The 14083-nt window shown below is 63.9% G+C and carries 16 protein-coding genes and 2 pseudogenes; 10 read left to right on the top strand and 8 right to left on the bottom strand.

Translation table 11 applies throughout. The features are described from left to right. Window positions 1-118 precede the first annotated feature (118 nt). Genes ACG873_RS20925 through ACG873_RS20915 form a run of 3 tightly spaced genes read left to right on the top strand, consistent with a single transcriptional unit; the run spans window position 119 to window position 2486 of the window. Window positions 119-949, top strand: coding sequence for a DUF3108 domain-containing protein (locus ACG873_RS20925; RefSeq protein WP_394887274.1), 831 nt, complete (start codon window positions 119-121; stop codon window positions 947-949). Continuing rightward, window positions 931-1824, top strand: a complete 894-nt coding sequence (locus tag ACG873_RS20920) for a DMT family transporter (protein ID WP_394887272.1) — start codon at window positions 931-933, stop codon at window positions 1822-1824. The genes ACG873_RS20925 and ACG873_RS20920 overlap by 19 nt, the downstream gene beginning before the upstream one ends. After that, the gene (locus ACG873_RS20915; RefSeq protein WP_394887270.1) at window positions 1821-2486 is read left to right on the top strand and encodes a lysoplasmalogenase family protein; all 666 of its coding nucleotides are present in this window, start codon (window positions 1821-1823) and stop codon (window positions 2484-2486) included. The genes ACG873_RS20920 and ACG873_RS20915 overlap by 4 nt, the downstream gene beginning before the upstream one ends. On the opposite strand, the pseudogene ACG873_RS20910 reads toward ACG873_RS20915, so the two are convergent. Next, window positions 2464-2607, bottom strand: a pseudogene (locus ACG873_RS20910) (cupin domain-containing protein); the annotation flags it as partial. The gene ACG873_RS20915 and the pseudogene ACG873_RS20910 sit on opposite strands and share 23 nt — an antisense overlap. 22 nt (window positions 2608-2629) lie before the next feature. Beyond that, window positions 2630-3397, bottom strand: coding sequence for a hydroxyacylglutathione hydrolase (gene gloB, locus ACG873_RS20905; protein WP_394887268.1), 768 nt, complete (start codon window positions 3395-3397; stop codon window positions 2630-2632). Between the two features lie 101 nt (window positions 3398-3498). On the opposite strand from gloB, the gene ACG873_RS20900 reads away from it, so the two are divergent. Then, on the top strand, window positions 3499-4248 hold the full coding sequence (locus ACG873_RS20900) for a class I SAM-dependent methyltransferase (RefSeq protein WP_394887266.1): 750 nt from the start codon (window positions 3499-3501) through the stop codon (window positions 4246-4248). A gap of 53 nt (window positions 4249-4301) precedes the next feature. Next, window positions 4302-5099: a DUF1194 domain-containing protein gene (locus ACG873_RS20895; protein ID WP_394887264.1), complete on the top strand. Its 798-nt coding sequence runs from the start codon at window positions 4302-4304 to the stop codon at window positions 5097-5099. A gap of 43 nt (window positions 5100-5142) precedes the next feature. On the opposite strand, the gene ACG873_RS20890 is transcribed toward ACG873_RS20895, so the two are convergent. From ACG873_RS20890 to metX, 3 genes are all read right to left on the bottom strand, one after another. Continuing rightward, window positions 5143-5436, bottom strand: a complete 294-nt coding sequence (locus ACG873_RS20890) for a hypothetical protein (RefSeq protein ID WP_394887262.1) — start codon at window positions 5434-5436, stop codon at window positions 5143-5145. A 179-nt stretch (window positions 5437-5615) separates the two neighbouring features. Next, the gene (metW, locus tag ACG873_RS20885) at window positions 5616-6230 is read right to left on the bottom strand and encodes a methionine biosynthesis protein MetW (RefSeq protein ID WP_394887260.1); all 615 of its coding nucleotides are present in this window, start codon (window positions 6228-6230) and stop codon (window positions 5616-5618) included. Next, window positions 6227-7417 carry a homoserine O-acetyltransferase MetX gene (gene metX, locus ACG873_RS20880; protein WP_394887258.1) on the bottom strand — a complete coding sequence of 397 codons (1191 nt, stop codon included), beginning with the start codon at window positions 7415-7417 and terminating at the stop codon, window positions 6227-6229. The genes metW and metX overlap by 4 nt, the downstream gene beginning before the upstream one ends. Window positions 7418-7584: 167 nt before the next feature. Here metX and hisC point away from each other — a divergent pair, with 167 nt between their 5' ends. Both hisC and ACG873_RS20870 read left to right on the top strand, forming a co-directional pair. Beyond that, on the top strand, window positions 7585-8697 hold the full coding sequence (gene hisC, locus ACG873_RS20875; RefSeq protein WP_394887256.1) for a histidinol-phosphate transaminase: 1113 nt from the start codon (window positions 7585-7587) through the stop codon (window positions 8695-8697). Window positions 8698-8703: 6 nt separating this feature from the next. Continuing rightward, a complete protein-coding gene (locus ACG873_RS20870) occupies window positions 8704-9657 on the top strand; it encodes a prephenate/arogenate dehydrogenase family protein (protein WP_394887255.1) in 954 nt (317 codons plus the stop codon). On the opposite strand, the gene ACG873_RS20865 is transcribed toward ACG873_RS20870, so the two are convergent. Next, window positions 9652-10368 (bottom strand): DUF2125 domain-containing protein, encoded by a 717-nt coding sequence (locus ACG873_RS20865; RefSeq protein WP_394893624.1) that lies wholly within the window; start codon window positions 10366-10368, stop codon window positions 9652-9654. The two genes, ACG873_RS20870 and ACG873_RS20865, sit on opposite strands and share 6 nt — an antisense overlap. Next, a complete protein-coding gene (locus ACG873_RS20860) occupies window positions 10301-10636 on the bottom strand; it encodes a DUF2125 domain-containing protein (protein ID WP_394887253.1) in 336 nt (111 codons plus the stop codon). Before ACG873_RS20860 ends, ACG873_RS20865 begins: the two co-directional genes overlap by 68 nt. A 113-nt stretch (window positions 10637-10749) precedes the next feature. Between ACG873_RS20860 and ACG873_RS20855 the strand changes: the two genes are divergently transcribed. From ACG873_RS20855 to ACG873_RS20845, 3 genes and pseudogenes are all read left to right on the top strand, one after another. Beyond that, window positions 10750-11271 (top strand): gamma-glutamylcyclotransferase, encoded by a 522-nt coding sequence (locus ACG873_RS20855; protein ID WP_394887251.1) that lies wholly within the window; start codon window positions 10750-10752, stop codon window positions 11269-11271. Between the two features lie 30 nt (window positions 11272-11301). Continuing rightward, window positions 11302-12031: pseudogene (locus ACG873_RS20850) on the top strand (class I SAM-dependent methyltransferase). A gap of 352 nt (window positions 12032-12383) precedes the next feature. After that, complete coding sequence (locus ACG873_RS20845; RefSeq protein WP_394887250.1) at window positions 12384-13268, top strand: endonuclease/exonuclease/phosphatase family protein; 885 nt, start codon at window positions 12384-12386, stop codon at window positions 13266-13268. A gap of 1 nt (window position 13269) precedes the next feature. Here ACG873_RS20845 and ACG873_RS20840 read toward each other — a convergent pair whose 3' ends face one another. After that, the gene (locus ACG873_RS20840; RefSeq protein WP_394887248.1) at window positions 13270-14079 is read right to left on the bottom strand and encodes a lysophospholipid acyltransferase family protein; all 810 of its coding nucleotides are present in this window, start codon (window positions 14077-14079) and stop codon (window positions 13270-13272) included. Window positions 14080-14083 lie beyond the last annotated feature (4 nt).

The raw sequence follows: 14083 nt of genomic DNA, 5'->3' as shown, positions 1-14083 counted from the left end.
CGAAGGCGTCCGGTCGCCCGGGCGGCGATCCACAGATTCGCCTGATTTTCTGCTAGAACGGCAAGACAGGGACTTCGCGGGCGGCTGATCCTGCCCGCCCGAACGAGGACGCCGCGACATGGCGGGACTTTTCCAGGCATTTCTGATTGCGCTGGTGGTGACGGTGCCCGCTCCGCGGAAGGGAGGGCTGCAGTCCTTCACCGGCGACTACTCCGTGACTTTCCTCGGCATTCCCGTCGCGCGTTCGACCTTCAACAGCACCTTCGAAGGCAATTCCTTCTCGGTGAAAGGCGTGCTTTCGGCCGCAGGGCTGGCGCAGATTTTCGACGATACGCAGGGCTCGGTGTCGGCGGCCGGGCGCTTCGCCGGGAACAGGACGCAGCCGACCGCGTTCCGTGTCGACTATACCGAGGGCAAGAAATCCAAGATGACCTCGATCCGCTTCAAGGGCGGCGCGGTCGCCAGGACCGAAAACGTGCCGCCGCTGAAAAAGCGCGGCAAGAGCTGGGTTCCGCTGAAGGACGCACACTTGCAGGCGGTCACTGATCCGCTCTCGGCGACCCTGGTGCGCGCCGACAACCTCTCGGAAGTCTGCGGGCGGACAATCAAGATCTATGACGGCGAGTTGCGCTTCGACCTGACGCTCACCCATGAATCGACCGGCACAATGGCGATCGATGGCTGGGAAGGGGACGGTCACCTGTGGCGTCCGCTTCGAGCCGGTCGCCGGCTACCGCAAGGGCCGCAAGGCGCTGGACTATCTGAAAAACCGCAGCCGCATGACGATCACGTTTGCGCCACTCGGCACGACCGGGGTATATGGCCCCGTCCGCGCCACGGTCGGCACCCAGATCGGCACGATCACCGTCCAGGCGCAGAGGTTCGAAGCCACCAAATAGCGCGACCGCAACCGCGCTCCGGGGATCTGACATGGGGCGCGCCACGCTGATCGGCTTTTCGGCAGTCGCCATGTGGGCGTCGCTGGCGCTGCTCACCGACGCCTCCGGCGCGGTGCCGCCGTTTCTGCTCTCGGCCATCACCTTCGCGATCGGCACGCTGGTCGGGCTCGTCGCGCGCCAGTTCATGCCAGCTCCGGCGCGACGTGAAAAAATCCCGCCGCAGGTCTGGATCATCGGCATTGGCGGCCTGTTCGGCTACCACTTCTTCTACTTCACCGCGCTCCGCAATGCGCCTGCGGTGGAGGCCAGCCTGATCGCCTATCTGTGGCCGCTGCTGATCGTGCTCGGCTCGGCGCTGATGCCAGGCGAGCGGCTGCGCTGGAACCACATAGCCGGCGCGATGCTCGGCCTTGCCGGCACGTTCCTGATCGTCACCAAGGGCGGCGGGCTGGCCTTCGAAAGCCGCTATCTGTTCGGCTATGCCATGGCGGGAGCCTGCGCCTTCCTGTGGTCCGGCTATTCGCTCCTGTCGCGGCGCTTCGCCACCGTTCCGACAAGCATCGTCACATGGTTCTGCGCCGCGACGTCGGCGCTGTCGCTGGTCTGCCATGTGGCGCTCGAACAAACCGTGCTGCCGTCGGGCGCTTCCCAGTGGCTGGCAGTGCTCGGCCTCGGCCTAATGCCGGTTGGGGCTGCCTTCTATGCCTGGGATTATGGTGTCAAGCGCGGCAATATCCAGGTCCTGGGCGCAGCAAGCTACGCGGCCCCGCTGCTCTCGACGCTGGTGCTCATAGTGGCCGGCTTCGCCGAGCCGACGCTCAACATCATCGCCGCCTGCGTGCTGATCACATCGGGTGCGGTGCTTGCGGCGAAGTCGCTGCTGTTCGGCAAGGGTGCGGCGGCGGGACATCGGGCAGAGGCATGATGCCGTTTGCCGGCGGCACAGAGGCGACTGCCAACGCCACGCTGCTCTTCTCGCTCGCCGCTGCCGTCGTTTACGGGCTGATCCTGAACACGCGCGAGACCTTGCTGCGCTCGGTCGTCAAGACGCTGGCGGTGGCGCTGCTGGCGGCGCTTGCCGCCATTCAGGGCGGGCCGCTCCTGCTGGTAGCTGCCCTGGCGCTCAGCGCCCTCGGCGACGCGTTCCTGTCGCGCGACGGAGACAAGGCTTTTCTCGGCGGCCTTGCCAGCTTTCTCGCAGCGCATCTCGCCTATATCGCACTGTTTTGGCTGGCGGGCGCGGGGCTTGAACCGCTTTCGCAGCCCTGGCGCGCGGCTCTCGCGGTCGTCATGGCCGCTTTCGCGGCAACAATGCTCTTCATGCTGTGGCGGCGTGTCGGGCCGGATTTACGCGTGCCGGTCGCCGCCTATGCCGCTGCGATCCTAGGCATGGGCGTTTCGGCGCTGACGCTGGACAATGTCTGGCTCATCATGGGTGCGGTGCTGTTCATGGCCTCCGACGGGCTGCTCGCGGCCGAAAAGTTTCTCGTCGCCGCCATCTCCCTGCACCGCGAGTGGATGCGCTATGCCGTCTGGGCGCTATATTACGCCGCGCAGCTCATGATCACGCTCGGTTTTCTGCTTTAGGCTCCCAGCCCTGCGCTGCCAGTTCGAATTGCGCGAGGTCAAAGCCGGGGGCGACGGTGCAGCCGACCAGCGTCCACTCGCCGAGGCCTTTTGCCGTCTGCCACCATCCCGCAGGCACGACAGCCGCCGACAGGCAGAGGCCGTCAGAAAATATCTTTGCGCTTGCGGATTTCTGCGAAGACCTCCTCGTCGGATGCCGTTTCCATGCCGAGGTTGCGGCGGATCGCCGGGTCGTGCCAGCGCAGGAAGGGGTTGGTCGCGAGTTCCTCGCCGATCGTGGTCGGCAGCGTCGGCTTGCTTTCGAAGCGCAGCCGGTCGATTTTTGCGGCGCGTTCCCTCAGCGCCGAATTGGTCGGATCGACCGACAGCGCGAAGCGGGCATTGGCCTGCGTGTACTCGTGGCCGCAATAGACTGTCGTTTCGGGCGGCAGCGCGGCTAGTTTCTTCAGCGATTGAAGCATCACCGGCGCCTTCGCCTCGAACAGCCGGCCGCAGCCGAGCGCAAACAGCGTGTCGGCGGTGAACGCCACTTTCGATTTGGGGAAATAGTAGGAGACATGGCCGGCCGTATGGCCAGGCGTGGCGATGACGCGGATTTCCTCGCCACCGAACGGGATGACCGAACCATCCTCGACGGTCTCGTCGATGCCAGGAATCTTGGCGGCCTCCGCTTCCGGCCCGACGATGCGCAGGCCGAACCGCTGCTTGAGCGCCAGATTGGCTTCGACATGGTCGCCATGGTGGTGCGTCGTCAGGATCATCGCCGGCGTCCAGCCAGTACGCTCGATCGCCGCCAGGATCGGGTGCTCCTCCGGCGCGTCGATCAGCGCGGTCAGCCCGCTCGCCTCATCGTGCGCCAGCACGCAGAAATTGTCGCTACGGCACATGAATTGTTCGATCAGCAAGGGCATCGCCGCCTCCGTTTTCGCGAACGATAGGGCGCTCGCCGGCCGGTGTCACCCCTGTCGCGGCCTTTGTTGAACTTGCCCCGCATCGCGGATACCGTCGCGCCATGAATTCGGACATCGTCGATCTCCGCTCGTTCTATGCCACGACGCTTGGCCGCATCGCCGAGCGGTCGATCGCCATGGCGTTGTCGTCGATCTGGGCCAGCCTGCCCGATGAGCGGCTGGTGGGGCTCGGCTATACGCTGCCCTGGCTCGATCGCTTCGGCGTCGATGCCGAGCGGGTTTTCGCCTTTATGCCGGCCACGCAGGGCGCCGTCGTCTGGCCTGTGGGCGGGCCGTCGGCGACGGCGCTGGTTTTCGACGAGGAATTGCCGCTGGCCGATTCGTCCGTCGATCGCGTGCTGCTCGTCCACTCGCTCGAACATGCCGAAAACCCGCGCGAGACACTGAAGGAGATCTGGCGCGTGCTGGCGCCGGCGGGCCGCGTCGTCGTCGTGACGCCGAACCGGCGCGGTGTCTGGGCGCGTTTCGAGCACACGCCTTTCGGCACCGGCCGCCCGTTCTCGCGCGCCCAGCTCAATTCGCTGCTGCGCGAGGCGAACTTCACCCCGTCGGCCTGGTCGGACGCGCTGTTCTTCCCGCCGTCGAAGCGGCGCTGGATGCTGCGGTTCCACAACCTGCTGGAACGCACCGGCCGTCGCTGCTGGCCGATGTTTTCCGGCGTCATCGTTGTCGAGGCGCAGAAGCGGCTCTATCAGGGTTTGCCGGTGGCCAAGCGGGCATCGCGCCGTGTCTTCGTGCCGGTGATGTCGCCGCAGGGAGCACAGACCGCCAGGATGCCTCCTGCGCTCTGATGGCCGCGGCGGGCCCTGTGCATGATGGCCGCCACGATCTATCGTCTCCGGCCATGAAAGCGGCCCTGACACTGCTTCTCTGGCTCGCTTGCCAGTGGCCGATGCCGGTCCGCGCCGACGCCATTGCGGTAGACGTGGAACTGGTGCTGGCCGTCGACGCGTCCGAATCGATGGATCCCGAAGAGTTCGCGATCCAGCGCGCTGGCTATGTCGCAGCGCTCCGCCATCCCGATTTCGCGCGGGCAGCGCTTTCCGGGCCAAACGGCCGCATCGCGCTCAGCTATTTCGAATGGGCAGGGACCGTCCGCCGGCAAGCTGTCGTGCCTTGGCAGGTCATAGACGACGACGCCAGCGCACGCGCCTTCGCCGAGATGCTCGAAGCCCTGCCGACGGGCGTGTTCCGGAGCACCTCGATCTCGGCGGCCCTGGATTTCGGCGCATCGTCGATCGAGACGAACGGCTTCGATGGCGCGCGCCGGGTCATAGACATTTCGGGCGACGGCCCCAACAATTTCGGCGGCCCGGTAGTTCAGGCCCGCGATGCCGCGATCAGCAGCGGCATCGTCGTGAACGGCCTCCCGATCCTAATCCGGCCGTCGCCGATTTTTCCGGCGATCGACCGCTATTACGCCGAATGCGTTACAGGTGGTCCAGGCTCCTTCGTGCTGTCGATCCGCTCGGCATCGGAATTCGCGACGGCCATCCGGCGAAAGCTCATCCTGGAAGTAAGCGGAGTTGCGCCCGATCCTGAGATCGTTCCGGCGCAGGCCGGCACGCCGGTCGACTGCCTCGTCGGCGAGGGTGCGAGACGACGGCTTTCTGACCGGTTTTATCCGGAACTGGACAGGTAGCTCTCGCCGTCGCCGGCTCCAGGAACAGGTCGGCAGCGCACGGTCAGCCTCCCTTGATGATCTTGAAGATGTTCGTCGCGCTGCCTGTGCGCAACGCTACCATATCCTTGCTGGTGATGCGGCCGGTCATCACGCCAGCCACCATGCGCTCACAGAAAACAGACGGCACCTTGTCGGTTGAAATCCGCATGAGCCCGGCAGCCTCGTGCTTAACTTGCGGATCCCACCACTTCACGGTCGATATGCACTTGTCCAACCGCTGCTGGCGTGTGGCCGGATCCTTCAGTAGTTTTTGGGCATTTGCATCCTGTTGCTCGGCTGTTGCACAGCCGGTCATTACAATCGTTGCGACAAGAATTGCCCAAGCCCCGTTTCTCATAAGTTCCCCATGCTTGTTGGTATTATTGGAAAACAACTCTTACGCGTGCAATCAACGCTTGTGAAAGCGTTCGATTGCAAGGTTTTCGAGATATGCAAGGAAAAATTGACGTTGTGGTCGGCAGCAATGTGAGTGCCTTACCGCCGCAACAAAAAGACCGCCTGCTGGCCGAAGAAGTTCCAGAACCACCACGGCATATTGAAGCCAATCTTCTGGCCGTTGGCGTCGAGCGCCGTCGCCTTCTCCACCTTGGCGCCGACTTCGTCGCATAGCGCGACGAAGTCGCGAATGGTGCAGAAATGGATGTTCGGCGTGTCGTACCAGGAGTAGGGCAGGTCCTTGGTCACCGGCATGCGGCCGAAGAAGAACAGCGAAAAGCGCACGCGCCAGTGGCCGAAATTGGGGAACGACACGATCGCGCGCTCGCCGATCCTCAGCAGTTCGTCGAGCACCAGTTTCGGGTTGCGAGTCGCCTGGAGCGTCTGCGACAGGATGACAAAATCAAAGCCCTTGTCCGGGTAGAAGACGAGATCGCGGTCGGCGTCGCCCTGGATCACCGACAGGCCGCGCGATACGCATTCGTTGACGCCGCGCTGCGACAGTTCCACGCCGCGCCCGTCGACCTGCTTGTCGTTCTGCAGGAGTTCGAGCAGCAACCCGTCGCCGCTGCCGACATCGAGCACCTTGGCGCGCGGCGCGATGAAATCGGCGACGACCTGAAGGTCGACGCGGTGGGCGACATTGACGCTCACGGCGTATCCAGCCCCCGCGCGCGGGCGGCCGACTGGAGAAAGCCCCGGATCGCCGCGAAAAGCTCCGGTTCATCGAGCAGGAACGCGTCGTGGCCGCGGTCGGTCTCGATCTCCACGAAGGACACCGACGCGCCGGCGGCATTCAGGGCATGCACGATCGCCCGGCTTTCCTCGGTCGGAAACAGCCAATCGCTTGTGAAGGAAACGAGACAGAAACGGGTCTTGGTGCCGGCGAAGGCATCGGCCAGCCGCCCGCCATGGTCGGCGGCGAGGTCGAAATAGTCCATCGCCCGCGTCATGTAGAGATAGGAGTTGGCGTCGAAGCGGTCGACGAAGCTCATGCCCTGGTGGCGCAGATAACTCTCGATCTGGAAATCGGCGTCGAAGCCGAAGGTCAGCGCCTCGCGGTCCTGCAGGTTGCGGCCGAATTTCCGGTGCAGCGCGGTTTCCGAAAGGTAGGTGATGTGGGCCGCCATGCGCGCCACGGCGAGGCCCTTTTCGGGCCGCCTGCCGGTCTCGAAATATTTGCCGCCCTGCCATTCCGGATCGGCCATTACCGCCTGTCTGCCGACCTCGTGGAAGGCGATGTTCTGCGAGGAGTGGCGCGCGCCGGTGGCGATCGGCAGCGCCGAGAACACGCGCTCGGGGTAGCTCGCCGCCCACTCCAGAACCTGCATGCCGCCCATCGAGCCACCGACGACGGAAAACAGTCGGTCGATGCCGAAATGGTCGATCAGCATCACCTGCGCCCGCACCATGTCGCGGATTGTGATGACGGGCAGGTCGAGGCCGTAGGGTTTCCCCGTCGTCGGATTTATCGAGGCCGGCCCGGTCGAGCCGAGGCAGCCGCCGATGACGTTGGAGCAGATGACGAAAAAGCGGTCGGTGTCGATGATCTTGCCCGGCCCGATCAGCACATCCCACCAGCCGGGCTTGCCGGTCACCGGATTGCTGTTGGCGACGTGCTGGTCGCCGGTCAGCGCGTGGCAGATAAGGACCGCGTTGGACCGCGCTTCGTTGAGTTCGCCATAGGTCTGATAGGCGATCTGGAATGGCGACAGCACAGTGCCGGCATCGAGCCGCAACGGCTTGTCCTGGCCGAAGCGCACGACAGGGCTCGACGGAGCGTTGGCCTCGTTTGCCCACGCCGCTTTGGCCGTTTTTGCCGCTGTTGTTGTCGTCGCCATACGAGGCGTAGTTCCACTGCTTCAAAAGGAGCCGTAGCTAGGGAGTGAGGGGCGGGGCTGTCAATGCTTTCTTGGTTCCGGCTTCCGGACACAGCCTCGACAACGCCGCGTCCGGCCTGTATTTCCCGTCCCGGCCATGCCGGCCGCCATAAACCCGGACTTTAATCATGACGCAGCCGATCGACCAAAGCCGCCCGCAGCCCAAACCAGGCGTCATGGATATAGCAGCTTATGTGCCGGGCAAGAGCGCCGCGCCCGCCGGCGTCGCCAAGGTGCACAAGCTGTCATCGAACGAAAATCCGCTCGGCGCTTCGCCGGCCGCAATCGAAGCGGCGCGCGAGGCCGCCGGCCGGCTCGAATTCTATCCGGACGGCTCCGCCACCAAGCTGCGCGAGACGATCGCCGAGGCGCATGGGCTCAACCCGGCAAACATCGTCTGCTCCAACGGGTCGGACGAGATCATCGGCCTGCTGGCCCAGAGTTATCTCCAGCCGGGCGACGAGGGCGTATTCACCGAGCACGGCTTCCTCGTCTACCGTATCTACATACAGGCTGCCGGTGGCGTGCCGGTGGTGGCGAAGGAGACGAACGAGACCGCCGATGTCGACGCGATCCTCGCGGCCGTGACGCCGAAGACGAAGGTCGTCTTCCTGGCCAACCCTAACAATCCGACCGGCACCTACATCCCGTTCGAGGAGGTGCGCAGGCTGCATGCCGGCCTGCCGAAGCATGTGCTTCTGGTGCTCGATGCGGCCTACGCCGAATATGTCCGGCGCAACGACTATGAATCCGGCATCGAGCTGGTCTCGTCGTCGCAGAATGTGGTGATGACCCGCACCTTCTCGAAGATCCACGGGCTCGGCGGCGTGCGCGTCGGCTGGGCCTATGCGCCGGCCCACGTCGTCGATGCGCTGAACCGCATGCGCGGGCCGTTCAACGTCAATGCGGTGGCGATCGAGGCCGGCGCCGCCGCGATGCGCGACCGCGCCCATGTCGAGCGCACCGTCGCGCACAACGAAAGATGGCTGGGCTGGCTCAGCGAAGAACTGCCGAAGCTCGGCCTGCGCGTCACCCCCAGCGTCGGCAATTTTATCCTCATCCACTTCCCCGATGATGAAAAATATTCGGCGGCGGCCGCCGACGAATATCTGTCGGCGCGCGGCTATATCTTGCGCAGGGTGGCCGCCTACGGGTTCCCCAATGCGCTGCGCATGACCGTCGGCACCGAAGAGGCCAATCGCGGCGTAGTCGCCGCCCTCACAGAATTCCTGAAAAGCTGACCGAAGATGTCCGAATCCATGTTTGAAAAGATCGCCCTGGTGGGCATCGGCCTGATCGGCTCGTCGCTGGCGCGTGTGATCCGCCGCGAGGGGCTGGCAAGCCAAATCGCAATCTCGACGCGCAGCGCCGAAACGCTGGCGCTGGCTCAGGAACTCGGCCTCGGCCACTCCTATTCGACCGACGCCGCGGAAGCGGTGAAGGATGCGGACCTCGTCATCATCTCCGTGCCGGTCGGCTCATCCGGCGAGGTCGCGGCGCAGATCGCGCCGGCGCTGAAGCCCGGCGCCATCGTCACGGATGTCGGCTCGACCAAGCGTTCGGTGATAGCGCAGATCGAGCCGCATATGCCGGCCGATGTTCATTTCATTCCCGGCCATCCCCTGGCCGGCACGGAAAAATCCGGGCCTGACGCCGGCTTCGCCGACCTGTTCGAGAACCGCTGGTGCATCTTCACACCGCTACCCGGCACCGATGCCGCGGCGCTCGAAAAACTGTCCGAATTCTGGAGGCGCTGCGGCTCCAACATCGACACGATGGACCCAGAGCACCACGATATGGTGCTGGCCATCGTCTCGCACCTGCCGCACATCATCGCCTACAATATCGTCGGCACCGCCGACGATCTCGAGGCGGTCACCAAGACCGAGGTGATCAAATATTCGGCCTCGGGTTTTCGCGATTTCACGCGCCTTGCCGCCTCCGACCCCACCATGTGGCGCGACGTCTGCCTGCACAACAAGGACGCGATCCTCGAAATGCTGGCGCGGTTTTCGGAGGATCTCGCCTCGCTGCAGCGCGCCATACGCTGGGGCGACGGCGACAAATTGTTTGACATGTTCACCCGCACCCGCGCCGTGCGCCGTTCGATCATCGAGGCCGGCCAGGACATCGATGTTCCCGATTTCGGCCGCCAGGCGATCGAGCATCCCGACGCCGTCGCCGAGCTGAAAAAGTCATAGCGGCGGGATGTCGCCGAGCGGGATGAAGCCGAGCGAAGCCCTGCCTTTGGCGATCCTGAGCGGCAGCGACGGTGCGTTGCCGAGCATCGCAAGGCCGGAAAAGGCCTGCTCGATCTGATCGCGTTTTTCGGGGATCGCATCGGCGAGAACAGCCGACAGGCCCCTCGGGTCGCGGATGGTGACGTTCAAATTGGCGTCGATCAGGCCGGCCTCGTCTACCGAGAACGGCCCGCTCAGCGTGACGCCTGTCGCTTCGCCGGTAGACAGCGCCAGTTCGCGGATCGTGCCGGACTGTCCGCGCAGGCTCTTAACCTTCTCGCCGATCAGCCGGACGCCGTCGTTGATGGTGATATCGGACTGGCCCGATAGCGGCGGCACCTTGCGGCCGTCGAGCAGGCTCGCGTCGAGCGCCAGTCCGCCGAAGCTTCCCGCCACGTCGAGGTTCTGCTCATTCGGCCGCAGATGCGCCTCGAATCTTTCCGCCGCAAGCAACGGGCCGCCGTCGCCGGTCTCGGCCCGAAGCCCGGCGCCTTCCAGCGAAATTCGCTGCGGCAGGGGCGAGGAAAGCCGGGCGCTGGCCCGCAGATTGTCCCAGTCGAGCGCGAATGCGCCAGCCTGTGCGCTGTCGATGCGCGCCGGACCGTCAAGTTCGGCGACGAGCCGCATAGGGTCGTAGATCTGGCCTGCCGAACGGAAGTTTCCTGCCGACAGGCTGACGCCCTGCGCCGCGTCCGAGAAGCTGACGCTGTCGCAGTAGAGGCCGATCTCGGAAAGGATAGCCGCGCGCGGTCGGATTGGCGCAATCGGCCTCCACGCCTTCGCGGCTGAGGCCGGCGATCGCGGTTTTCGCTTCCGCCTCCAGCCTGCCGGCCAGCCAGAACCAGCCGAGGCTGTAGCCGCCGAAGAGCACGACGACAGCAATGCCGAGCCAGAAGAAACGGCGGCTGTAATTGGGTTTGGTCGTGTCGGTTGTCGCCATGCTGTGGCTCTATCCTTTGTCTCGGCCTGTGCCGGAAATCCCGCTCCCGCCCGTCGCGGTCATGCTCTACCGTGCGGCCCGAACCGTGGTGCGGTCGGAGTTGGCTTGGCGATATGGGCGATTTTTGGGTTTTTGGCTATGGCTCGCTGATCTGGCGTCCCGGTTTCGCTCATATTGAGACGCAGCGCGCCAGGCTATTCGGCTACCGCCGTTCGCTCTGCGTGCGCTCATTCGTGCATCGCGGCACGCCCGAGCGCCCGGGCCTGGTGCTGGGGTTGGACCGCGGCGGCTCCTGCGTCGGGCTGGCGTTCCGGGTGCCCGGCGAATTGCGCGGCGAGGTGCTTGCCTATCTGCGCGAGCGCGAGCTGGTTACAAGCGTCTATCTCGAACGTACGCTTCCCGTGCTGCTCGCGGGCGGCGAGACCGTCCCGGCGGTCACCTATGTCGTCGACCGCGGCCACGCCCAATACGCCGGTAATCTCGACGAAGCCGACGCGGCGTCGATCGTGTCGGGTTCGGTGGGCAAGTCCGGACAGAACGAGGACTATGTGCTGAACACGCTCCGGCACCTCGAAGCGCTGGGTATCAGGGATCATTGGCTCGAGGCGGTGGGGAGGCGGCTGGCGGGCAATTGAGCGCTGCCAGACAATAGAGGAGCATTTGGAATGACGCAGAACATCTACGACAATCCGGAATTCTTCGAAGGCTACAGCCGGCTGGGCCGCTCGGTCGAAGGTCTGGCGGGAGCGGCCGAATGGCCGTCGCTGAAGGCCATGCTCCCGGATTTGCGTGGCCTGAGGGTCGCGGACCTCGGCTGCGGTTATGGCTGGTTCTGCCGCTGGGCGAGCGAGCACGGGGCGGCGCAGGTGCTCGGGCTCGATGTCTCGGAAAAAATGCTGGAGCAGGCGCGATCCATGACGTCCGATCCGAAGATTGCTTACGCGCGAATGGATCTGGAAAGGCTCGAGCTTTCCGAGGCTTCGTTCGACTTGGCCTACAGTTCGCTCACGCTGCACTATATCGAGAACCTGGCCGGGCTGCTCGTGACGGTGCATCGCGCCCTTGTACCCGGCGCCTCCCTGGTGTTCTCGATAGAGCATCCGATCTACATGGCGCCCGCGCATCCGCACTGGCTGACCGACGCCGAAGGCCGCAAGACGTGGCCTGTCAACGGCTACCAGTCCGAAGGCCCTCGCACTACGGATTGGCTCGCCAAGGGCGTCATCAAGCAACACCGCACCATCGGAACGCTTCTCAATCTGCTGATCCGAACTGGATTCACCATCTCCCATGTCGAGGAATGGGGGGCCGACGGATGAGCAGATAGAGGCGAAGCCGGAACTGGCCGAAGAGCGGGAGCGGCCTATGATGCTGCTCGTTGCCGCGCGGCGGTAGGAGGCGGGGGTTAGAGATCTATCTTGGCAGAACCTGATCTCGCTATAAGGATTCAGAAGAATATCCGCCTGAATCGGTGAACCCTGGAGCTGCGTTGTTAAATCTGGTTTCCGGTGTTACTATACACGCCTGTCACAAACTTCGCATATAGCTGCCAAGTTGAAGTGGGGAAGAACATGAACCTGAGGCGGCTGACGGTAGGAACTTTCAATCTATTCAACCTTAACGAACCGAGCATGCCCGTCTATACGGACAGGAATGGCTGGTCGCAGGTCGAATACGACCTGAAGATCGATTGGACCATGCGCGTAATTCGCATGCTTCAGCCCGACATATTCGGGTTTCAGGAATTGTGGCACGCGGCTTCGATCAACAGGGCGGTGGAGGCATCGGGCCTGGCCGGCGAATACGACGTGGTTGCGCCGCCGGATGCGATCGGGGAGCGCATCGTCTGCGCCGCAATCGTGCGCAAGGGACTGATGAGCAGCGAACCCGACTGGATCGTCAATTTCCCGGACAAGTTCGTGCTGCAAAGCTCGGGAGACGATCCGCAGACCCTGATATCCGCGTCGATATCGACAGCTTTTCGCGGCCCGTGCTCCATTTTACGATCAAGCCGCGTGAAGCGCTCGATCCCGTGCATGTCTATGTCTGTCATTTCAAGTCGAAGGCGCCGACGAAAGTATTCCGCGAGAGTTGGTTCAGGGCCGACGAAACCACCTACAAGAAGCACGCGACTGGCCTGGGGTCGGCGATCTCGACCATTCGAAGAACAGCGGAAGCGGCGGCGCTGCGCTTCATGCTTTCCGAACAAATGAAAGGCACGGGTACACCGGTGATCGTACTCGGGGACATCAATGACGGCCAACACAGCAACACGGCCAACATACTGACGGAGCAGCCGAAGTACCTCGTCGGCGATTCGGTGGGCGGCGGCGACACCAGCCTCTACACCGCCCAGACCCTGCAGGAGTACCGCAACACCCGCGACGTGTATTACACGCACATCCACCAGGACATCATGGAGTCGCTCGACCACATCCTGGTCAGCGAGGAATTTTACGACAACAGCAGGAAACGCGTCTGGATGTTCGATGGGATGACAGTCAACAACGATCATCTGAATTTCGACAACCACAAGGAAACCGGCACCAACGACCACGGGATCATCTGCGCCACGTTCAAGTACAAGCCGATCAAGGCAGAGGCGAGAGCGATCGTCGAAGAGGACACATAAGTCAGGTTGCGGTTGACCGCTCGTTGACTTCCACCCCCAATTCCCGCAGCTTTTTCACCGCCGTCGGCGGCATGGGCGGCGGGTTCTCCGAACGGGCGGCCTCGATCAGGAACTGGTCGCAGGCGGCTTCGGTCTCCGAAACCAGCCGCCGCATGAATTCATCTTTTTCGAGACCGGGCGGGATCGGCGGCAAGAACCGCGCCCTGATAGTGCCGGGATAGCGCAGGAATTTGCGCCGCGGCCAGTAGAGGCCGGCGACATGCGCCACCGGCACCACCGGAACGTCGAGCTGAGCGTAGAGTTCGACGATGCCCCATTTGTAGGCCGGCTCGTCGCCCGGCGCGCGGCGGGTGCCTTCCGGATAGATGATGAGCTGGCGGCTGTTGCGTGCAAGCTCCGCCCTAGTCGCGGCGATCACCGCCTTCAGCGCTTTCGAGCGGCTGCCCCGGTCGACCGGGATCATCCGCATCTTCATGATGTACCAGCCGAAGAAGGGGATCCAGGTCAGTTCCCGCTTCAGGATGTAGAGCGCGTCGGGGATGTGCGGCAGGAAGGCGATCGTGTCCCAGAACGACTGGTGCTTTGGGGCCAGTATGTAGGAGCCTGACGGCAGGTTCTCGAGGCCTGTGATCTCGCTCTTCGTTCCGGCGATCTTTTCCTGCAGCCAGAGGCTCGACTTCGCCCAGAATTTCGGCACGTACCAGGCTCGGTGGCGCGGCGCGAGGAAGTAATAGGGCGTCCAGAAGATCATCTGGAGGATCAGGCTGACGTAGAAGGCGATGTTGAAAGCCAGCGAGCGGATTTGAAGCATGAAG

Source organism: Allomesorhizobium aridi (assembly GCF_043769475.1).
Lineage (GTDB): Bacteria > Pseudomonadota > Alphaproteobacteria > Rhizobiales > Rhizobiaceae > Allomesorhizobium.
Note: the sequence above shows the minus strand (reverse complement) of the source record. Positions and strands in the feature narration are given on the sequence as shown.